The organism is Coralliovum pocilloporae (assembly GCF_030845175.1).
Taxonomy (GTDB): Bacteria; Pseudomonadota; Alphaproteobacteria; order Rhizobiales; family Cohaesibacteraceae; genus Coralliovum; species Coralliovum pocilloporae.
On record NZ_CP132542.1, the window covers coordinates 3,603,637 to 3,624,518 of the forward strand.

A 20,882-nucleotide genomic window follows, 5' to 3' on the forward strand; every position below is an offset into this window, starting at 1 on the left:
CAACTGTCATGCGGCACCCAATATATTCATGTCATACAATGTGGCTGCTGGTTCGATGCCTGCCAATCAACAGACCTCACGCCTCGGTGATCGACAACACCACTTCAAGACCATCATAACCAACCATGGCCCCGGGGAATCGTGCCGAGACTTCAGTTTCAAGCTTTTCCAGTGACGCATCAGAACGATACGGCGCATGGTGGAACAGGACAGGAATGCCCACGCCGCTTTCCTCTGCGAGGGACAGACAGAAGTCATCTGTCGAATGCCCCCATCCCACATGGCTCGGATAATCCGCAGACGTATACATGGCGTCATAGACCATCACATCCGCGCCCCGGACGAAATCCTTCAAGCCCTGATCAAGGCCGGTAGAGGCATGTTCAAAATCCGTAATGATCGCAACAGAACGCCCATGCCAGTCAATGCGATATCCACATCCACCACCCGGGTGATTAAGTGGAATAGAATGCACAACGGCACTATTACTCAATGTCGTGGACGCACCCGCCTCAAAGTCGTTGAAATGCACACCCTTGAGCAGCGCTGATGTAATCGGGAACAGAGGCGGTTCCATCAGCTTGCTGACAGCGTCTTTCATGGTGACGCCATTATCCAGAACCGGCCCGTAGGCATTGACCGTTGTTTCCGGATTGAAACCGATGCAGAAAAAAGGCAGACCGCAGAGATGGTCAAAATGATAGTGAGTGACGAAAAGGTCCATTGTCTTGAGACCCCGTCGTTCGAGGTCATGACCGAGATGCATCATTCCCGAACCGCAATCGATGATGATTACATCATCACCGCAACTCACTTCAATACAGGCCGTATCACCACCAAACCTGCTGGTTTTTTCAGTACAGCACGGAATCGATCCTCGCACCCCCCAGAAGCGGACCTTTACCTGATCACTCAAACCACATCCTCCATGGAACGGGTGCCGTTCCTCTGGGGCCTTAAACCCACCTTACTCTGCCCGTTGTGATCGCAAGGCCACCAGTTCACGGTTCATACGGTCAAGCCGCTGTCCGAGAACCCGCATGACTTCCAGCGACATATCCGGGAACTCACGGAGCAATTTAAGGAAATTGTCTTTAGAAATTGCCAATGTTTCCATATCGGACGCAGCCACCACAGTGGCAGTCCTCGGCACATCACACAGGATGGCAATCTCACCAACCACATCATTGACCGAGGCTTCGGCCACCTTAGCGGGTCCGTTCGGTGTCTCCACGACGACGTCCGCAGCACCATCCATAATGATATAGGCGGAATCACCATCCTCGCCCTGATCACACAGATGCTCGCCCTCGCTGAAATAAAGACGATCACTTATGAAGGCCAAAAGCTTCAGCTTTGCCGCGTCGATGCCATTGAACAACGGCACACGCTTGAGGGTTTCCACCTCACTATTCAACGTCATGTCTAGACCCTCCAAAGCCTTGGCGTGATATCCCTGTTTTTGTTACATTATGAAGACAGGACATCAGCGGGCACACCAGACGCCTTGATGCGACCGCCCTCCATTACAAATATGGTATCGACGCCCTGAGTCAACTCCGGACGGTTCACCCCGAAGATAATCGTCTTGCCCTTCATCGCACCTGAAACGGTGTTGAGAACGGCTTCATCATCCCGACCGCCCTGCAGAACTTCGTCCGCGACAATGATATCAGGCGCCTTCAGCAACGCGCGGACAAGCGCAATCTTGCGTTTCTGTCCAACCGACAATGCTCCACCCATCACACCAACATCAAAATCAAGACCAGCCTGCATGACATACGGCTTCAGGTCATCACGCTCAATGGCTTCCGCCACAAGCTTGTTGACCGTTTCCTGACTGCCTCGGCGGTCTGCACGCGGCATCCCGAAAATGAGATTTTCGGCAATTGAAAACGATGGGTGCACCCCGTCACGATCGAAGAAGGCAAAATCCGTCTTCTCTTCATCCGACAGGCTGTCTCGGAAAGCCTGCCTCAGGGCGACAATCCGTTCCGCGCGCTCTTCATTCATCACACCGAGACGATGACGTGCCGGGATAAGGCGGAAAGCGAGTGAAACAAACCGACGACTGTCATCCCGCGGCATCTTCTCAACACCATCGGTTTCAGCGCGTGTCAGCAGCTGCTTGTATTCCTGCAGTTCTTCCGCCGTAACCAGATTCAGCGAATCAAGCAGGGAGCTCTCCGCATCCAGTTCCGCAAACAGTTCTGTTAGAGCTTCGGCCACCGCCATCCCGATTTCCACCAGGAAAGGCCGCGTGCCACTGGCATTCAGAAACTCACGGATCCGGGTGTTTTCAGACAGCATGCCGATGCTCATGCTGCGATCGGACGATGTGGCAAAAAACAGGTTTTCCGCCAACGTTGCCATGGGATTGAAGGCATCCGGAACCCAGAACGCAATCTTCGAAGCAAGAACCTTGTCAGCACTGACATGATCATAGAGTCGCTGCCGGGCGGATACGATCTTTGCCCGAATGTCATCATCCAGATCTTCCGGGAACCGTGAGCGCAGGCCCATCTGGTAGATGTCATCGCCCAGCCCCACCTGATCCAGAAGCTCGACGGCACGAAGGTCGAGCTCACCTGATGTTTCGACACCAGCTGCGGGATAATCTTCCCAAAGCGCCTCCACCACATACTGGGTGTTCCCGGTAAGCGATGCTTCCCTGAGCCGTTCCGCAAGATCATCCAGATCATTTGGGTCAGCAACCGGCCTGTGACGCAGGCCATATCTCAGATTGGAGCGGATGGTGCCGGAGAAAATCTGTGGCGCAACACCAATATAGGCCAGCCGCTGCCCGATAAGACTTTCCGGCATATCATCCAGCGCCAGCCCGCCAAGTGTTACTTTGCCCGAATCCGGTGACAGAAGCCCGGACAGCATGGCCATCAGTTCTGTCCGGCCTGTGCCATCCTCACCGGAAAACGAAACCGTGCTGCCAGGTTCAATCGCAAACGAGAGCCCGTTCAGCTCCTGTCCGGCCGCATCACCCGTGTAAGAAATACTCTCGGCCTTGATCTCGCCCTTGACCGCATCGCGCATCTCGTCCGTCGGCAGATCAGTAATCCGCTTCAGATCATAGAGGTCAGGAACATCAAAGTTCTCGATCACAGCCTGGTATTTAACCCGGACATCGGCCTGCTGCTGATAATAGGTCAGAAGCTCTTTCCAGGGGCCTGCCAGATCCTTGTAGGCTGCCAGAACGGCAACAAGCGCACCAAAACTCACATCGCCCTTGATCACCAGATAACCACCGATGGAATAGAAGAAAAACGGTGTCAGCTGGTTGATGAAATTATTGATGAACTTGATCAGATATTTCCGGCGGAATACCGCGAACCGGATCTTGAAGTTGGCGTGCAGGCGATCAGCCAGTTCTGCCAGGTGCCACTGGGTCGTGTCATTGGCATGGATCTCGGTGATTCCCTGAACACTTTCGCCCACTCGATCTGCAATCCGGCGCACATTTTTGACACGCTCCTTGTTGAGCATGTTGACGCGCTTCTGCAGCTTCGGAATAATATAGCCCTGGATCGGATAGAAAGTGATGGCTGCAGCGCCCAGGAACGGATCCTGGACAAATATGAAGGTCAGATAGACCAGAAGCTGCCCGCCCTGAAAGGCCGGCAGAGCAACCGCATCACCGATAAAACCGCCGAGAGGTTCCACCTCTGCCGTGATCATCGGAATGATTTCACCAGAACTCAGCTTGCGGAAGCGCGGCAGACGAAACAGCAGAACACGCCGATAAAGTTCAAACCGCAAACGGCGGAGCATACGCTCGCCCACCAGCCCCCGATAGACATTCAGGACATATTTGACAGCATTGTTGAGGACAACGAGCCCCAGAAAGGAGAAACAGAGCGCAAGCAGATAGTCTATCTGCCCCAGCTCAAGACCAAAGAAATCACGCGGGAAATTCTCACCGGAGATCGCGTCGTTGACAATAAGCTTAGGCAGCTCAAGCGTCACATAGAGAATCGGGAAAGACAGAAGTGTAATAAGAAAAAGCGTGAGCTGTTGTCGCCTGCTGTAGCGCCAGACAAATCTGAAAAGACTCTTTTCCATAAAACCCCGATCAGTGTACGGGATGCCGTAAAACATCCCCTGCTCCGCAGATCACACTCCATCGGTAACATGGCATCTCTGGTCAAGAACTGCAATGTCGAGCTTGCCGGACAGGCCGCCCTGCCAGTAACAGATTTTCACAAGCGTTCCGGTTCTCTAGAGGAACATTTACATTTCGTGTCCAACGTCTTACCAATAGCCAGACGTCGCGTCATTTAATGCTCTGCCTTTTGGATGAAGCGCTTCTGGTCCAAAGCAGGGCCAACCATAATAAACCTGTGCAAAGGACAGTTTACCTTACGCCTGAATAACGGTGAGCTGCCTGAGGAACGGATATTAATGTCCACCAAACCGCGCATCCTGATCTACAGTCATGACACGTTCGGGCTCGGCCATTTGAGACGATGCCGCACCATTGCCCATGCGATGGTTGAGAATGATCCGGATCTTTCTGTCCTGATCCTGTCAGGTTCTCCGATTATCGGCAGTTTCGAGTTCCGCTCACGTGTGGATTTTGTGCGCATTCCCGGTGTAATCAAGCTCCGCAACGGCGACTATACATCTCTCAATCTCTCCCTTGATATTGAGCATACACTGGCGATCCGCAGCTCGATCATTGAACATACAGCCAAGATCTTCAAACCGGATATCTTCCTCGTTGACAAAGAGCCCACCGGGCTGCGTGGAGAGATCAAGCCGACGCTGGAGCATCTGAAGACCACAGACACCCGTCTGATTCTCGGGCTGCGTGACGTTCTGGATGATTCAGAACAATTACAGGAAGAATGGACGCGGAAAGGTGCCTTTGAGGCACTCAATCTTTATGACGATATCTGGGTCTACGGCCTGTCTTCCATCCATAACCCCCTCGAAGGGACCGAAGTCACACAGAGCACCTATGACAAGGTTCTTTATACAGGTTATCTGAAACGCGGGCTGATCCGCTCTTCCGTTCCTGATGAACCCGATCCGTTTGGTGGCGATCCCTTCATTCTTGTTACACCAGGCGGTGGCGGCGATGGTGTTGAGCTGTGCGATTGGGTCATGCGGGCCTATGAAGCCCGCGAAGCGCCGCTCTATCCTGCCCTTCTGGTCCTCGGCCCATTCATGGATACCGATCATCAGTCAGAATTTGAACGTCGCGCCCAGGAGCTCCGCAATGTGAAGGTCATCCGCTTCACGCCCAACATTGAGCTGCTGATGCAGAAGGCCATGGCGATTGTCGGCATGGGTGGATACAACATTTTCTGTGAAATCCTGTCCTTCAACAAACCGACTGTACTGGTTCCCCGTGTTGTCCCCCGCAGAGAGCAGTCCATCAGGGCCGCACGGGCCAAGGCAGCAGGTCTTGTCAATGTCCTGCCTATCGATGCCTATCCGGATGTGGAACCCATGATCGAGGCTCTGGTTGGTCTTCCTCAACAGGCCCCCCCGCTTTCATCAGGCCTGAATGGACTGATGAACGGTCTGGATGTCATCAACCAGGAAACAGCTCGTATTCTGGAAACCCGGCAGCAATGTGCAGCCCAGTAACATCGTTTGGCAACCTGGTCCGCCTCAGAAGAATTCCAATCGAAAGCAAGACGCTATGAAACGTATCGCAGTTGTGGTCAAAGGCTACCCCCGCCTGTCGGAAACCTTTATCGCACAGGAATTGCTGGGCCTTGAGCAACGCGGTTTCAAGCTGCTTATCGTCTCGCTTCGTCATCCCACGGACCCTGCAATCCATGACCTTCACCGGGAAATCAAGGCGGATGTGCTCTATTTGCCTGAATATCTGAAAGATGATCCGAAGCGGGTCCGCGCTGCACGCAAATGGGCTGAGGCACAGCCGGGCTACAAGGCACTCGAGAAGGTTTTTCAAGAGGATCTGTCACGGGATAAGACAGCCAACCGCTGGCGTCGGCTGGGTCAGGCCTGTGTTCTTGCTCATGAATTGCCCGAAGATATCGAATGGATATACACCCATTTCCTTCATACGCCCTGTTCTGTGGGGCGTTATGCGGCCATGCTACGCGGTATGCAATGGTCCTTCGCCGCTCATGCCAAGGATATCTGGACATCCCCCGAATGGGAACTCAGGGAAAAAATACAGGACTGTGCCTGGGGCGTAACCTGCACCCAGGTCAATACGGACTACCTCAACAGCCTTGCTGATCGCCCGGACAAGGTGGAACTTGTCTATCACGGGCTGGAACTGGATCGCTTTCCCGACCCTAACATCCGCCCACAGAAGAACGCGGCAGACACGAATGAGCCCTTCCGCATCCTGTCTGTTGGTCGTGCCGTGGAGAAAAAGGGATATGACGACCTGCTCCGGGCGCTTGCAAAGCTGCCGGGAAACCTCAACTGGCATTTCGACCATATCGGCGGTGGTGCACTGAAGGACAAGCTTAAAGCGCAGGCTGAGAAACTGGGTATCGATCAGAACATCACCTGGCATGGCTCGAAAGACAGAGACTTCGTTATCGATTCCTGCAGACAGGCGGACCTGTTTGTTCTGCCAAGCAGGATCATAAAAAACGGCGACAGGGACGGCCTTCCCAATGTTCTGATGGAAGCTCAGGCCGTCGGGCTCTGCTGTCTGTCCACATCTGTGTCGGCTATTCCGGAACTCATCATTGATGGAGAGACAGGCAGGCTCTGCCCGGAGCGGGATTCGAAAGCTCTGGCCGAGACGATGGAAGAGCTGATGACCGACCCCAAGATCCGCATCCGTCTTGGCCTAGCCGGGTCCGCGCGCCTGAGACAATCCTTTGCCTCAACACCCAACCTGGATCGTCTGACACAGAAGTTCGAAGCAAGTCTGGCGGAGGTCCGAAATGGCAGGCTGAAATCGGCCTGAGTTCGGTCTGAGTTCGGCCCGACCCCAGCATGACGCAAACCCGGAAGACAGGCCATGCGCGCCGCATTCTATGCTCCACTCAAACCGCTTGATCACCCGCAGCCATCCGGCGACAGGGAAATCGGACGGCTAATCAAAAGAGCCCTGACAGATAACGGTGTTGATGTGGAGATTGCCTCCCGCCTGCGAAGCTGGATGCGCTCCCCCGACACAGAACAATATCGGCCCCTGAAAAATGAAGCCACGCGGGAGGCATCAGGCCTTATAGAGCGCTGGCGACCCTCACCGCCGGATGTCTGGGTAACCTACCATCTCTATCACAAGGCACCGGACTGGATTGGCCCAGCAGTATCAAAGGCGCTCGGCATTCCCTATGTTGCGATAGAAGCCAGCCGATCATTGAAACGTCAGAACGATGGCTGGGCTCAATGGTTCGAAGATGCTGATATCGGCATCCATCATGCAGATACCCTAATCTGTTTTCACGACAAGGATCTGAATGGCCTGAAAACAGCTGTGCCAGCATCTCGCCTGCACAAAATTGCTCCGTTCATCGATACAGAACTGTATAGGCCGCGGACGCGGAAACCAGGGACATCCCGATCAATTCACCTCATCACCGTGGCCATGATGCGCGAGGGAGACAAGGCGGCCTCCTATCGCTGTCTGGCAGAAGCTCTTGCGTCCCTCCAGGATCTGGACTGGTCTCTGACCATTATCGGCGACGGCCCGGCTCGTGCCAATCTGGAGCCCCTTTTTCCGAAAGGTCGTTGCCAGTTTCTGGGCGCCCGCTCGCCCGAAGACATCCCCGATCTCTTGCGTCAGGCAGATCTGTTCATCTGGCCTGCAATCAATGAGGCATTTGGCATGGTCTTTCTGGAAGCTCAGGCCGCAGGGCTCCCTGTTCTTGCAGGCCGGACGGGAGGCGTGCCGGATATTGTCCGAGACGGAGAGACCGGTTTTCTATCCGCTGTCGGTGATGCAGATGCACTTGCAGCCAATCTGCGAAAACTGATCAGTGAGCCTGACACCCGCAACAGGCTGTCACACAATGCCATAGATCATATCGAGGATAATCACAGTCTGGCGACCACCGGCCGCACCCTCGCCGACTGCATCAAAGGGAGTGCCTCTGTCTGATGCGCGTCTATATCCATGTTCAGCATCTGCTCGGCACCGGCCATGTGGTCCGGGCTGCCGCTCTCGGTCGCGCTCTTGTGGAGGCAGGGTGCCAAGTCCGCCTTGCGTCGGGAAATACAATTCCGCCAACAGTGGATCTGACTGGTCTGGATGTTTATCTACTGCCTAAAGCCCGCAGCGCCGATGCCCATTTTTCGGCCATTCTGGACGAAAATGATGACCCGATTTCCGAGGATTGGAAAGCCGCACGGAAGGACAATCTCCGGTCTGATGTCCTTGCCTTTCAGCCTGACATTCTCCTGACTGAGACTTTTCCATTCGGACGTAGGGCTTTCCGTTTCGAGCTTCTCCCCCTGCTTGAAGAACTCAATGCGCAAGCAAATCCTCCGCTGATCGCCGCCTCAATCCGCGATATCCTCGTGCGCAAGGATGATCCCAAAAAAGAACGCGGTATGGCAGAGCTGTTTCTCAAGCACTATGATCTGCTGCTTGTGCATAGCGATCCAGCCTTTACACGGCTCGAAGACAGCTTTGCAGCAACAGATCTGATCTCCGACAAACTCGCCTATACAGGCTATATTCACGGAGCTTCCTCCATACCAGCCCGAAACGAAGACGGCTCGGATGAAATCCTCATTTCCTGTGGTGGTGGTGCCGTCGGTCTCAATCTCCTGAAGACAGCACTGGTTGCCAGACAGCATTCAAAGGCAGCCTGCGACAAGACATGGCGCCTGCTGGTCGGCAAGGATATCCTGGACGCTGATCTTGCGGCCCTGCGAACCGATGCTCATGAAGGACTGATCGTTGAACGCGCGCGCCCTGACTTCCCCGCCTTGCTACACCGGGTTGCCCTGTCGGTCAGCCAGACCGGTTACAACACAGCCCTCGATATTCTGGCGGCGGGATGCCGCGCGCTTTTCATTCCGTTTGCAACAGGTGATGAAACCGAGCAGACACAGCGGGCGGAAGCGCTTTGTGCCCGGGGCTTCAGCCATCTGTTGCCTGAGACCTCGCTGACGCCGGTCACCCTGGCATCGGCCATCGACAAGGCTCTTGCCGCACCGGTGAAAAAGGCCCATCTGGATACCAATGGCTCTGAGAAGAGTGCCGAGATCCTGATCCGTGCCAGAGAAAACCAGCGCATCCAAGCAAAAGGCTGACCAACCGAATGACTGACCAAGTGACCAGCCGCCAAGCCTTTGAATCATTATTGTCAGACCTGCTCAACAGAGCAAATCATCCCATAATTCTTTGGTGGCGGGATGATGATGCCATCGAAGATACGGATACTCTTCAAACCATGTTGGCCCTGCAGGAACGGCACGCGGTTCCTCTGGGTCTCGCAGTTATTCCAAAGACAGCGACCCAATCACTGGTCGACAGTATAAGAGACAGAAATCAGGTCACGGTTCTCCAGCATGGCTGGCAGCATGTGAACCACGCGCCCATTACCGAGAAGAAACGGGAACTGGGCCTGCACCGCGGGCTGGACGCAGCCATCAGCGATCTGCACGAGGGCAAGAGCCGGCTCAGCAGGATGTTCGGTGATCAGTTCGCCCCTATCCTGACACCGCCATGGAACAGAATTTCAGAAGAGGTCGTGCAAGCCGCAGAAAGTACTGTCGGTCTTCCAGGCCTCACCACGTTCAACAAGGCACCCCCTCACAAGCCCCATCAATGCAACACCCATGTGGACATCATTGACTGGCGGGGATCCCGTGGCTTTGTCGGCTGGCAGGCACTAGCAGATATCATGACGCGTGAGATTGAGGATCGGATGGTTTCAGGTTCTGACGAGCCGATCGGCATCCTGTCCCACCATCTGGTGCATGATGACGGATGCTGGCAGGCGCTGGATGCAATTTTCTCTGTCGCCCGGAGGCACGGTACTGTCAGCTTCCCCGATATCCCAACACTCTTCCAGCTCTGAAGCCTACTTGTATGGGTCTGCTGCGTCCCGCAATCCGTCACCGAGGAAGTTGAAGGCAAGCACCACAATGATGACCGGGATAACCGGTGCCATCAGCCACGGATAGATGGTCACAACCGTCAGATTCTGGGCTTCATTCAACAGAACGCCCCAGCTCACAGCCGGACGCCGCAGGCCGAGATCAAGGAAAGACAGGGCCGTTTCCCCAAGGATCATGCTTGGAATGGACAGCGTCACACTGGCAATCACATGGCTGGCAAAACCAGGCAGCAAATGCTTGCGGATAACGCGACCGGGCTTGGCACCCATCAGCACCGCAGCTTTCGCATATTCCTCTTCCCGCAAGGCCAGCAGCTTTGACCGGACCGCCCGGGCAAGGCCCGGCCAGTCGAGCAGCCCCAGAATAACGGTGATGCCGAAATAGATCTTGATCGGGCTCCAAGTCACAGGAAGCGCTGCAGACAAAGCCATCCACAAGGGCAGCTCGGGCAAGGATCTCAGAATTTCGATCATCCGCTGAACGGCAGAATCAATCAGGCCACCGAAGTAACCTGCAATCCCGCCAAAGAACAGACCCAGCACCAGGCCAATGGTCACCCCGACAAGGCCGATGGTCAAAGACAGACGCGCACCATAGACGATGCCGGACAGGAGATCCCGTCCAAGGCGATCTGTTCCGAGCAGATAGAGCGTTCCCCCTTCCGCCGGGCACATCAGGTGGAAGCTGGCATCAAACAATCCCCAGAAGGAATAGGTATCCCCCTGGCAGAAAAAACGGATCGGATAGACCTTGGTCCGGTCTTCCACATAGTTCCATTTCAGAATCTCAAGGTCCACCGTACCGCGGGTGCCATAGACAAAGGGACCGACAAAATCCCCGTCATGGAACAGGTGAATAGCCTGTGGCGGCGCATAGAGGTTTTCGTTGTCCCGCGTATTGGCTTCATAAGGTGCAATCACCTCGGCAAACGGAACTGTCAGGTAGAGAAAGAACAAGACAACAGCAGACCAGACAGCCAGTTTGTGGCGCTTGAGCTTCCACCACATAATCTGCCATTGCGACGCGCTGTAATACCGCTCCTGCTCCTCTGTCAGCGCTTCAATGGAATGCGCGTCAAATGGAGCCGGATTGACGTAATGTGCCGAACGTTCGCGATTGTCTTCTGTCATACGTATTACCTTATCGCGCAGCCTCGGCACCCAGACGGATGCGTGGATCAAGAACAGCCAGCAGAAGATCGGAAATCAGCATCCCGATCAGGGTCAGAACAGCCACAAACAAGAGAATGAACCCGGCAAGGAACTGATCCTGAGATTGCAAGGCTGTCAACAGGATGGGCCCGACCGTGGGCAGGTTCAGCACCACAGATACAATCACAGAACCGGACACCAGGGACGGGATCAGGTTGCCGATATCAGCAACAAATGGATTGAGCGCCATCCGCAAAGGATATTTGAACAGAAGCTTGCCATTCGACAACCCCTTGGCCTTGCCTGTTTCCACATATTGCTTGTGAAGTTCATCCAGCAGGTTCGCCCGCAGACGACGGATCATACCTGCGGTCCCTGATGTGCCGATAACGATCGTTGGAATAATCAGATGCAGCAGAATGGACTTGAACTTGTCGAACGACATGGGCTGGTCGATATATTTCGGATCCATCAGGCCACCGACAGACAGACCAAAATATCGGTTGGATATGTAAAGCAACACCAGTCCAAGCAGGAAGTTCGGTGTCGCCAGCCCCAGATAGCCAATCAGCGTGAACCCGTGATCCCCCCAGCTGTACTGGCGGGTTGCGGAGTAAATGCCGATTGGAAAGGACATGATGTAAACAAACAGGATGGTCGCGAAATTAAGCACCACCGTCAGGATCAATGTGGACCCGACAACATCGAGAACCGGCTGGTCAAACTCAAACGACCAGCCGAAATTACCCTGCAGGAGCCCGGAGAATCCGTTGGGTCCTGGCCAGGCTCCAATCCAGATCAGGTAACGTTCAAAAAACGGCCGATCGAGCGCAAATTCCTTTTTCAGAAACTCGATCTTCGCAATACTGGCTTCCTCACCCTGAGCCCGGAGCTGCGCAATCTGGTTGCTCAGATAATCACCAGGCGGCAGTTCGATAATCAGAAATGTCAGAAAGCTGATCACCAGCAAAGTGGGGACCATGGTCAGTATGCGACGGCCGATATAGATCCACATAGAGTTACCTTATTGCCGGACGTCGTCGGCCAACACTTCAAGTGCGCCTTCAAGCCAGAATTCATCCATTCGATGCAATCCGAAATGTGCCCCCGGATCCCAACCATAAATCCCTTCCACAGGGACGTTCTTTAGCCGGTTGGACGCAACGACAGGCTGTCTGACAAGACTGACCAGACCAATCGAAAACGTATTCTCGGCATGTATTTCAAGAATGTCATGCCAGATCCGCATGCGCATTTCATCACCGGTCGCCAGTTTCCACTCTTTATAGAGCTCGACCAGCTTCACAGCTTCTTCCAGATCCGGCTTTTCACCACGTGTTCCGTGGCTTTCAAAATACTCGCCCCAACGCGGCCAGTAGAGCGCTTCACTGGAGATCGGAACCAGTTCGCCCGGATCAGACGCCGGCGTCGGAATACCATTGTCATAGCCGGACCAGACCGACATCACCAACTGACCAGAGAACGCCCTGTCCCGCATGACATCTCTCTGGGATGGCTTGGCAAAAAGCTTGACACCGATATCCCGCCAGGTCTCGCCGATCAGAGCCAGAATATCGATCTGCTCCTTGCTCTCGCCTGCTGTCTCCACAATGATTTCAAGCGGTTCGCCATTTGGCAAAAGACGGATTCCATCGCCGCGCCGTTTGTCCAGACCCATTTCATCCAGAAGCCTGTTGGCGGTTTCTTTGTCATAACGGGCCCAGCGGTCGCGATAGTCATCCTTGTAGAGCGGGCTCTGCGGCAGAACCGTATTGTTTGATTCCGTGGCAAGGCCGAAGAAAAGCAGCTGATTGATCATTCTCCGGTCGATACCCAGAGACAATGCATGCCGGAAGCGTTTGTCACGTACCAGCTCGCGCCACACAGGATTAGACGTGGTCAGATTGGGATAGAGGGCAATATGAGCGCCCTTTGCGATCGGCCACAGTCGGGTCTTGTATTTGTGCTGCGCCTCACCGGACTTGAGCACAGTGACATCAGAAAACGCCAGGCTCCTTGCCTGCAAGTCCACCTCACCAGCCTGGGACTTTGTCGCAATCAACCGACCATCAGCAACCGTCATGATGACTTTGTCGACATAGGGAAGCTGCCGACCCTTGGTATCAACACGGTGATAATAGGGGTTCCGGATCATCACGAACCGACGGCTTTTCTTGCCGCTTGTGGTGATCCAGGGCTGCAGGCTCGGCAGGTCAGGATTGATAGCGCGATACATCCGGTCCAGATTGTGATGGACAGCTGTCCACTTGCTGGATTTTTTCTCTTTCACCAGCTTGGCAATATAGTCCGGATCTCCATAGTTGATATGGAACTGCTTTAGATAGTGCGCAGGTCTGTAGATAAATGGCGGGCGTGCCTGCGCCAGAGTCTGCAGGAAGACCGGATTTGGCTTTGACCAGGAATACCGCACACTTTTCGGCGACAGCACTTCAAACGTTGCCACTTCACCATCAACCCGCAGGAAGGATTCAGGTCCCGGAGGCGTCAACTCTTTGTTGTTGACGATGTCTTCCCAATAATACCGGAAATCCTCAGCCGTGAACGGATGTCCATCAGACCATTTATGGCCCTCGCGCAAATGAAGCGTAAAGATACGCCCCTCTTCCACCTCGACGTCCTTGAGAATATCCGGCTTGAGATTGAGTGCCTCGTCATAACCGACCAGTCTGGCATAACCCCAGACATTGATCAGGCGTGCATCCTTCGATTTGGGGATCAGCGTACGGATATCACCGCCATGCTTTCCGGCTGACCGGCCACGTCGGGACAGATCAACCACCATGGGCTCGGACGGCACCCGTTCTTCAACACCGGGCAGTTTCGCAGTGTCATGCGTCCTGGATAATGTGGGTGTTTCCTGCAGCTCCACCGCATAGGCAGCAGCAGAAAGCCCCGCCAATAATCCAACAGCCCCCAAAAGTCTTGAGGGCAGAGCAAAAAGCGAACGTATAGGGACCATCATGCGGCCTTTCCGTTGTAGCTGTCAGCGCTCGCCCCCGGCGCGCAAACAAAGTGATCATCACCAACCTGAACCAGATTGGGCACCGTATCGTTATCAAGCCTGTAAGGATCCGGCCACTCATCGGGCTCAGACCCACCACCGGCTTTCAAGGCATCAAAATCAAGCGGATTATCCAGATCCGCCTCAGGAACCGCAGACAGAAGAGCCTTTGTGTAAGGATGCTGCGGATTGTTCACGATTGCTGCAGACGGCCCAACTTCCACCAGCCGACCGCGGCACATCACAGCGATCCGGTCTGCGATGTAGTCAACCACGGCAAGGTTGTGACTGACGAAAACATAGGTCAGGCCGAGCTTGCTCTGGAGATCCTTCAGCAGGTTCAGGATCTGTGCCTGAACCGATACATCAAGCGCCGAAACAGGCTCGTCACAGAGGATCAGTTCCGGCAGCAGCGCCAGGGCCCGCGCGATGCCGATCCGCTGCCTCTGACCACCGGAAAAAGAATGCGGGTAGCGACGGAGGAATCTCGGGTCAAGACCAACCAGAGACATCAGCTCCTTGATCCGCTCATTCCGCTCCTTTTCCGTGCCGATATTATGCACAACAAACGGCTCGGACAGGATTTCATAGATTGTCATGCGTGGATTGAGCGATGAAAACGGATCCTGAAAAATCAGCTGCACCTGCTTTCGATAGTCCAGAAGGGCCTCTCCCTCCAGATCCAGAATATTCCGCTCGGTCTCTCCTCCGTGATAGTGGATGGTCCCGGAATCAAGCTCAATAGCCCTCAGCATGGCCTTGGCGGCTGTCGTTTTGCCAGAACCTGATTCCCCGACAACACCCAGACATTCCCCGCGGCGCACAGTCAGGTTGATCATATCAAGCGCTTTGGTGACATTATCCTCACCGCCGCCAAACCAACCCGAATTCCGTTGCCGGAAAGTCTTGCAGACATTCTCGAGCTTCAGCAACGGTGTGCCAGCTGCACTGAGCACCCTCTTCTCAGCCTCAACAAAAAGGCTACCGTCTGTATTCGGCTTAACCGGGCGAATGGGAATAAGTCTTTCGCTGTCTCCCATGTCAAACCGGGGAACAGCATTCAGAAGCGCCTTCAGATAATCATGCTGCGGATCACGGAAAATAGTATCAACCGGACCGGATTCCATGATCTCGCCGTGATAGATCACCACCACATCATCAGCCACATTGGCGACAACGCCAAAATCATGGGTGATCATCAGGACAGACATATCCAGCTCATCCTGAAGTTCCCGTATGAGCTTCAGAATTTCAGCCTGAATAGTGACATCCAGCGCGGTTGTCGGCTCATCTGCAATCAACAGGGCCGGACGACAGATCAGGGCCATGGCTATCATGGCTCTCTGCCGCAGCCCGCCCGACAATTCGAACGGATACATGCTCAGCGCACGATCAGGATTCGGGAATCGCACCAGGCGCAGAATCTCGGCCGTCAGTGCAAGGGCCTCCTTGCGCCCCATGCCACGATGCAGTCTGGCGGCTTCTGAAACCTGATCGCCGATTGTGTGAAGCGGAGAAAGGGACGTCATCGGTTCCTGAAAAATAATACCGATGCGGTTTCCCCTGAGCGCCCGATAATGATCACTGTCCTGGGGTAATTTTGTCAGATCAGTCACATCGCCCGGCGTTGCCGGGTCGGCAAAGAGCATCTGTCCCCGGGTAATCTGCGCCTTGTCCGGCAAAAGCCCCATAATGGCCTTTGATACCACAGTCTTGCCGGACCCTGATTCCCCCACCAGGGCCACAGTCCGCTTGCGATGGACGTCAAACGATATTCCGTTGACAGCACAGACACGCCCTTCATCAGACAGAAAGTCTATGGCCAGGTCTCTGACTGATAGAAGTGTCAAGCCTTCCTCCAGAAGCGATGCGAATATCAGGGCTTATCTTATCTGCGTAGCAGGTGAATGATACACTGCCGACGACACATATGATAAAAAAAATGTGTCTGAGGCAACACCACAGGGAACGTTTTCGAGAGCATAAATAAGCTATTCAGTCTCCAGGCCGTTTTCCTGAAGCGAATAGAGGCGGATCGGGGCCGATCGCCCTCGTAAAGACTGGGTGCCGAGGCACTGGACATCAGAAGCTGTAATGCCTGATTTTTCAAGCGTGTCTTCGCTGATCATGACAGCTATTTCCTGCCCGTCCAGAAGCGAGCGACCCGCATCCTGGATACGCTGGCAGACATTCACAGCATCGCCAACGATCGTGTAGTTCACACGGCCTGGCGCACCGATATTGCCAACCGTTACCGCACCGGAGTGAAGTCCGATACGCATCCTCAAGGCTGGCAAACCTGCAGCGACGCGACGCTTGTTTCGCTCTTTGACAGACTTAATGATCTGACGTGCGGCAGCGATAGCCTGCACAGCATCATTATCCACACGGTCAGGCGCTCCCCAAAAGGCCATCAGACCATCACCCATGAACTTGTCGACCGTGCCCTGATGCTGTTCAATCGCCTGACAGAGATCACTGAAATGCTGATTGAGAATATCCGCTGTTTCCAGCGCGCTCAGATTTTCTGACAGGGTTGTAAACCCGACAATATCGGTGAACATGATTGTCAGGTCTCGTTGCTGGAACTGTACCCCTTCATGGCGTCCCTGGCCGACAAGCTGATGAACGAGACGGCGTGGCACATAGGTCGAGAAAGCCCTGAGACCATCGACCATGCGGTTAAATGCAATAGCCTGGTCATCAAATTCCCGAACACGGCTGCGCGGCAGCATATCCACCTTTTCAAGCTCAAGGCTGGATACCTGCTGGGCATTCTCAGCCAGCGTTCTGATTGGTCGTGAGATCCGCTTCCCGAGAACCCAGGCGACAACGATGGCTGCCAACAAGGCCGCCAACCCGGCCACGAACGACAGCATCAGCCGTCGGACCTCTTCTCCGGCCTGCCCCCGATTAAGATAGCCTGCCACGGTCCAGGGCTGGGTATCAAACCCCCGGATATCCGTACTGATGACAATGAGAAAACCATCTTTCTCCCGCTCGATCCGCCGAACATTGACGCCGAATTTGGCTGCGAATTCAAAGCCATCCACGTCTCCCTGACGATCAAAGTCACGAAGCACGGGATCCTTGTAGAGCCGTCGGTCCACCAGGCCAAAATAAGTTTCCCCTGGCTCCTGGAGCAATTCATTGACGCCAGATGTGGCAATAACCGCACCATTATCCCGAAGCAGCAACATGGTTGCTTCAGTGGTCTCTGACACAGCCTTCAGCTCTTCAGCGAGAATTGACACGGGGATCGCTGCTACAACAAATCCGCCTAACTGGCCGTCGCGCTCCAGGCGTGCTGCCACCGTGACAAATGTCGCAGGCCCGGCCTGCAAGAAGCCGCCCCATTGAATAGGCTTGTCTGCAACTGCCAAAGTCTTCAAGAGCACTTTGGCGCGTTCCGGAACAGCGAGATCAGGGGCCAACGGGACAACCGTGTTTGCCTCGCCAAGATAAAGCCCCTGATGCCTGAACTGCGTATCAAAAACCATCAGCACAGCCGTCGACGTGTCAGCTCCGATTGCACCACGCAGGATGTGATCAAGCGCTGCATTCTTTTGGTTGATACCAAACGTGTCGCGCTCATAAAGCTCAGACAGATATTCAACGGTTCGCTGTGCCTGCATAAGCCGGGAGGTCAAGCGAGTGTTCACATTGTCAATTAGCAACAATGATGTCTGGTTGAGCAGAGAGAATGTGTTGGAGACATTGGCAGACAACGAAACAGCCAGAACAAGCCCCACAGCCACGGTTACGAGCGCGCTGATACTCCCGATAAGCACTGTCTTGATTGATGGCCGGAAAAGCCAACCAAGACTCAGAAATGACCTGATAAATTTGGATGGCATTTGCAAGTCCGGCTTCCAGTCTCATAAACAATCACGTCTTGTGATTGCGAGATCGGACACTAGAACGGACAGGCCTCCGCAGGCAAGACATCCTTGCAGCTGGAACTGCGTCGGAAATCATCTACATGCAGGGTCCAGGGTATCTCATTACCCTCCCGATATGGCCCAACCTTGAAATACTGGTTTGGTCCAAGATTACGATGTCCGATAGCCCCGGTTACGGTGGCAATATGCTTGCCGTTGGTAAAAAACTCAATGCGTCCATTCCCCTCAGGATCCGGTTCAACGTAGACAGAGTAATCAACCCAACCGGATTCTGCGTCAGGAATCTCGAAACCGTTCCTGCTCACCGTAACCTGATCGGTGCAGGCAGAATATTCATCAAGGCGCATCAGATACATGGCAGGATTAGCTGCAACAAAAATCCTGGACTGTCCGTCTTCCGGGCGATTCCAGATTCGCGCTTCTCCGGGGTCGCAAACACGTTTGATGGACCCATCGGGATTTTTCAAAGGCTCCAGCAGATGTGTCTCTGCTGTTGCGTAGATAATACCTTCACGCATCCGTATGGCAAAGAAGGGACTGCTGTTGCGTCCTGATGGCCTGTCAATCGCCCTCTTCCACTGCGCAAGAACATGACGAATGTTATCCTTCGGCACAGGCTTTGCCACATTGATGCTGAAGCCGTACCAGGTGCCGGTTCCATAAGGCAGACGCAGGTCATTGCGCTCCCATAGTTCTGCCCGTTCACTGCACCCCTTGTCATGGTCAGCGCATCGTTGTTCGACCATCAGGCTGATCGACTGCTTTCCAGATCGAACAACCTTGCTCTGGAATTCATATCGCCCGGCACGCTGCTCTTCGTTATCCTTGTAGAAAAGTACACCGTCCGGAGTAAAGCCTGTGCCCTCAAATGTTTCATGCAGCACGTCAGAGTGACCCGTGCCCGGAAAAATGCTCAAAAGCGATAATCCGAAAGTCAGACCAAGACACAATTTTCCGAGGCGTGAAACATGCTTTTTCATTGAGACCTTCCGTCAAATATGAACGATGGAGAAAAGCAAACCTGTTATCCGATGAATTTAGTTAGCACGCACATAGACATAAACGAAGAGTTGGGAAGATTGATGACAATCTTTTTACAAGACGAAACCGACAGGAAACTCCTCGCCCTGCTGCGGCTCAATGCGCGTGAATCCACGGCATCCCTCGGTCGAAAACTGGGTATCGCCCGATCAACGGTTCAGGATCGGATCAACCGGCTGATCGACCGCAACGTCATTGAAGGCTTCACAATCCGCGAAGCCCCCCGAACCGACGAAACAGTTCGTGCCCATGTTGGCCTCAGTGTCGACCAGAAACAATCCGGCCAGGTCGTTGCAGAACTGAAGACTTATCCCGAGATCACCGTGTGTCATGCGGTCAGCGGGCGCTACGATCTTTTTCTCTCTGTTGAAGCCGAGACCCTGGAGCGGCTGGACGATGTGCTGGATCGAATCTCAGCAACCCCGGGGATAGAACGCTCGCATTCGTGGATCGTCCTAGCTTCCAAGTTTTCTCGTCAAAACAACGGCTAATCCGTTATTATTACGAATTATCCTATTTAAACCGTCAATCAGGTTACAGAATCCGCGTTCCTCCGACCCTATCCTTACAGAAGCACCTGTTTTGGAGAGGGGAATATGATCAAAACCAATGTTCTGTTGATTGGAGCCGGCAAAATCGGCCAGATGATTGCCAGCCTGCTCGTCAACACTGGCGATTACAGTGTCACTGTCATTGATGCGAACAAAGCCGCGCTCGATAGTTTCAAACGGATTGGCTGCAATACAGTCCAGTGTGATGTAGCAGACGATCAGTCGCTTACCGCGCTCATGGCCGATTATCAGGTGGTTCTGAATGCCACCCCCTTCCATCTGACGGCCACAATCGCCAAAGCGGCCGCAGCCTCTGACGTACATTATTTTGACCTGACAGAAGATGTGGCCAGCACCAGGCAGGTCAAAGCCTATGCCGCCGAGAGCAAGCGGGTCTTCATGCCGCAATGCGGATTGGCTCCGGGCTTCATTTCCATTGCCGCCGCTGATCTGGCTCACCGGTTTGAAACACTGGATTCACTTCACCTGCGTGTTGGCGCGTTGCCTCTCTATCCGACCAATGCTCTCAAATATAACCTGACCTGGAGCACGGACGGCCTCATCAACGAGTACTGCAATCCGTGTGAAGCCATTGTCGACGGACATCAGGTCTCGGTTGCCCCTCTTGAAGGCGAAGAGCATTTCTCTCTGGACGGCGTGGAATATGAAGCGTTCAACACGTCAGGCGGCCTTGGTTCCCTCTGCGAAACTCTAGACAGCAAGGTGCGAGCCCTTGATTACAAGACAGTTCGCTATCCCGGACATCTCGAGATATGTCGCCTGCTGGTCAATGAACTGCGCCTGAAAGATCGGCGTGATATCCTGAAGGATGTTCTTGAAACAGCGGTCCCCATGACCCGTCAGGATGTTGTTCTGGTCTTTGTGACCGCCTCAGGCCACAGAGACGGACGTTTCGAGCAGGAGAGCTTCACAGTCAAGGTCTATGCCGACGAGCTATACGGCGAAGTCTGGAGCGCTATTCAGATCACAACAGCGGCAGGCATCTGCGCGGTTATGGATATGGTCGTCACAGGTATCCTGCCCGGCCAGGGCTATCTGAAACAGGAAGATGTTCCGCTCGATCTGTTCCTGCAAAACCGGTTTGGCCGTCTCTATCAGACCGAAATCTCATCTGAAGAGTTGCCCATCGCTGCAGAATAGATCTCATATACCAGTCAAACGGCCA

General features: G+C 54.1%; 16 protein-coding genes. 7 read left to right on the plus strand and 9 right to left on the minus strand.

Annotation, left to right across the window (positions count from 1 at the left end; translation table 11 throughout):
* Positions 1 to 76: 76 nt before the first annotated feature.
* Genes RA157_RS16330 through RA157_RS16340 form a run of 3 tightly spaced genes read right to left on the minus strand, consistent with a single transcriptional unit; the run spans position 77 to position 4,074 of the window.
* Positions 77 to 916 carry an MBL fold metallo-hydrolase gene (locus tag RA157_RS16330; RefSeq protein WP_350334182.1) on the minus strand — a complete coding sequence of 280 codons (840 nt, stop codon included), beginning with the start codon at positions 914 to 916 and terminating at the stop codon, positions 77 to 79.
* A gap of 51 nt (positions 917 to 967) precedes the next feature.
* Complete coding sequence (locus tag RA157_RS16335; RefSeq protein WP_350334183.1) at positions 968 to 1,423, minus strand: Crp/Fnr family transcriptional regulator; 456 nt, start codon at positions 1,421 to 1,423, stop codon at positions 968 to 970.
* A gap of 47 nt (positions 1,424 to 1,470) precedes the next feature.
* Positions 1,471 to 4,074, minus strand: coding sequence for an ATP-binding cassette domain-containing protein (locus RA157_RS16340; RefSeq protein ID WP_350334184.1), 2,604 nt, complete (start codon positions 4,072 to 4,074; stop codon positions 1,471 to 1,473).
* Between the two features lie 339 nt (positions 4,075 to 4,413).
* On the opposite strand from RA157_RS16340, the gene RA157_RS16345 reads away from it, so the two are divergent.
* The 5 genes from RA157_RS16345 to RA157_RS16365 are packed head-to-tail and all read left to right on the plus strand — an operon-like array spanning position 4,414 to position 9,989.
* On the plus strand, positions 4,414 to 5,607 hold the full coding sequence (locus RA157_RS16345; RefSeq protein WP_350334185.1) for a glycosyltransferase family protein: 1,194 nt from the start codon (positions 4,414 to 4,416) through the stop codon (positions 5,605 to 5,607).
* Positions 5,608 to 5,662: 55 nt separating this feature from the next.
* The gene (locus RA157_RS16350; protein WP_350334186.1) at positions 5,663 to 6,919 is read left to right on the plus strand and encodes a glycosyltransferase family 4 protein; all 1,257 of its coding nucleotides are present in this window, start codon (positions 5,663 to 5,665) and stop codon (positions 6,917 to 6,919) included.
* A 54-nt stretch (positions 6,920 to 6,973) separates the two neighbouring features.
* The gene (locus RA157_RS16355) at positions 6,974 to 8,059 is read left to right on the plus strand and encodes a glycosyltransferase family 4 protein (RefSeq protein ID WP_350334187.1); all 1,086 of its coding nucleotides are present in this window, start codon (positions 6,974 to 6,976) and stop codon (positions 8,057 to 8,059) included.
* Positions 8,059 to 9,219, plus strand: a complete 1,161-nt coding sequence (locus RA157_RS16360) for a glycosyltransferase family protein (protein WP_350334188.1) — start codon at positions 8,059 to 8,061, stop codon at positions 9,217 to 9,219. The genes RA157_RS16355 and RA157_RS16360 overlap by 1 nt, the downstream gene beginning before the upstream one ends.
* 8 nt (positions 9,220 to 9,227) lie before the next feature.
* On the plus strand, positions 9,228 to 9,989 hold the full coding sequence (locus RA157_RS16365) for a polysaccharide deacetylase family protein (RefSeq protein WP_350334189.1): 762 nt from the start codon (positions 9,228 to 9,230) through the stop codon (positions 9,987 to 9,989).
* A gap of 3 nt (positions 9,990 to 9,992) precedes the next feature.
* Here RA157_RS16365 and RA157_RS16370 read toward each other — a convergent pair whose 3' ends face one another.
* From RA157_RS16370 to RA157_RS16395, 6 genes are all read right to left on the minus strand, one after another.
* Entirely contained in the window at positions 9,993 to 11,159 is a 1,167-nt protein-coding gene (locus tag RA157_RS16370; RefSeq protein WP_350334190.1) for an ABC transporter permease, read from the minus strand.
* Between the two features lie 10 nt (positions 11,160 to 11,169).
* Entirely contained in the window at positions 11,170 to 12,195 is a 1,026-nt protein-coding gene (locus RA157_RS16375; protein ID WP_350334191.1) for an ABC transporter permease, read from the minus strand.
* 9 nt (positions 12,196 to 12,204) lie between these two features.
* The gene (locus RA157_RS16380) at positions 12,205 to 14,163 is read right to left on the minus strand and encodes an ABC transporter substrate-binding protein (protein ID WP_350334192.1); all 1,959 of its coding nucleotides are present in this window, start codon (positions 14,161 to 14,163) and stop codon (positions 12,205 to 12,207) included.
* Positions 14,160 to 16,052 (minus strand): ABC transporter ATP-binding protein, encoded by a 1,893-nt coding sequence (locus RA157_RS16385; protein WP_350334193.1) that lies wholly within the window; start codon positions 16,050 to 16,052, stop codon positions 14,160 to 14,162. Before RA157_RS16385 ends, RA157_RS16380 begins: the two co-directional genes overlap by 4 nt.
* 141 nt (positions 16,053 to 16,193) lie before the next feature.
* Complete coding sequence (locus tag RA157_RS16390) at positions 16,194 to 18,059, minus strand: adenylate/guanylate cyclase domain-containing protein (RefSeq protein ID WP_350334194.1); 1,866 nt, start codon at positions 18,057 to 18,059, stop codon at positions 16,194 to 16,196.
* A gap of 59 nt (positions 18,060 to 18,118) precedes the next feature.
* Positions 18,119 to 19,021 (minus strand): polysaccharide lyase family 20 protein, encoded by a 903-nt coding sequence (locus tag RA157_RS16395; protein ID WP_350334195.1) that lies wholly within the window; start codon positions 19,019 to 19,021, stop codon positions 18,119 to 18,121.
* Between the two features lie 165 nt (positions 19,022 to 19,186).
* Here RA157_RS16395 and RA157_RS16400 point away from each other — a divergent pair, with 165 nt between their 5' ends.
* Positions 19,187 to 19,636: an Lrp/AsnC family transcriptional regulator gene (locus tag RA157_RS16400; protein WP_350336231.1), complete on the plus strand. Its 450-nt coding sequence runs from the start codon at positions 19,187 to 19,189 to the stop codon at positions 19,634 to 19,636.
* 105 nt (positions 19,637 to 19,741) lie between these two features.
* Positions 19,742 to 20,857, plus strand: coding sequence for a saccharopine dehydrogenase family protein (locus tag RA157_RS16405; protein WP_350334196.1), 1,116 nt, complete (start codon positions 19,742 to 19,744; stop codon positions 20,855 to 20,857).
* Positions 20,858 to 20,882: the final 25 nt, after the last annotated feature.

Bases quoted from the DNA above. Each gene is read 5' to 3' on its own strand.
- RA157_RS16335 (WP_350334183.1), bottom strand. From the start codon at position 1,423: ATGACGTTGAATAGTGAGGTGGAAACCCTCAAGCGTGTGCCGTTGTTC.
- RA157_RS16340 (WP_350334184.1), bottom strand. From the start codon at position 4,074: ATGGAAAAGAGTCTTTTCAGATTTGTCTGGCGCTACAGCAGGCGACAA.
- RA157_RS16345 (WP_350334185.1), top strand. From the start codon at position 4,414: ATGTCCACCAAACCGCGCATCCTGATCTACAGTCATGACACGTTCGGG.
- RA157_RS16350 (WP_350334186.1), top strand. From the start codon at position 5,663: ATGAAACGTATCGCAGTTGTGGTCAAAGGCTACCCCCGCCTGTCGGAA.
- RA157_RS16355 (WP_350334187.1), top strand. From the start codon at position 6,974: ATGCGCGCCGCATTCTATGCTCCACTCAAACCGCTTGATCACCCGCAG.
- RA157_RS16360 (WP_350334188.1), top strand. From the start codon at position 8,059: ATGCGCGTCTATATCCATGTTCAGCATCTGCTCGGCACCGGCCATGTG.
- RA157_RS16365 (WP_350334189.1), top strand. From the start codon at position 9,228: ATGACTGACCAAGTGACCAGCCGCCAAGCCTTTGAATCATTATTGTCA.
- RA157_RS16370 (WP_350334190.1), bottom strand. From the start codon at position 11,159: ATGACAGAAGACAATCGCGAACGTTCGGCACATTACGTCAATCCGGCT.
- RA157_RS16375 (WP_350334191.1), bottom strand. From the start codon at position 12,195: ATGTGGATCTATATCGGCCGTCGCATACTGACCATGGTCCCCACTTTG.
- RA157_RS16380 (WP_350334192.1), bottom strand. From the start codon at position 14,163: ATGATGGTCCCTATACGTTCGCTTTTTGCTCTGCCCTCAAGACTTTTG.
- RA157_RS16390 (WP_350334194.1), bottom strand. From the start codon at position 18,059: ATGCCATCCAAATTTATCAGGTCATTTCTGAGTCTTGGTTGGCTTTTC.
- RA157_RS16400 (WP_350336231.1), top strand. From the start codon at position 19,187: ATGACAATCTTTTTACAAGACGAAACCGACAGGAAACTCCTCGCCCTG.
- RA157_RS16405 (WP_350334196.1), top strand. From the start codon at position 19,742: ATGATCAAAACCAATGTTCTGTTGATTGGAGCCGGCAAAATCGGCCAG.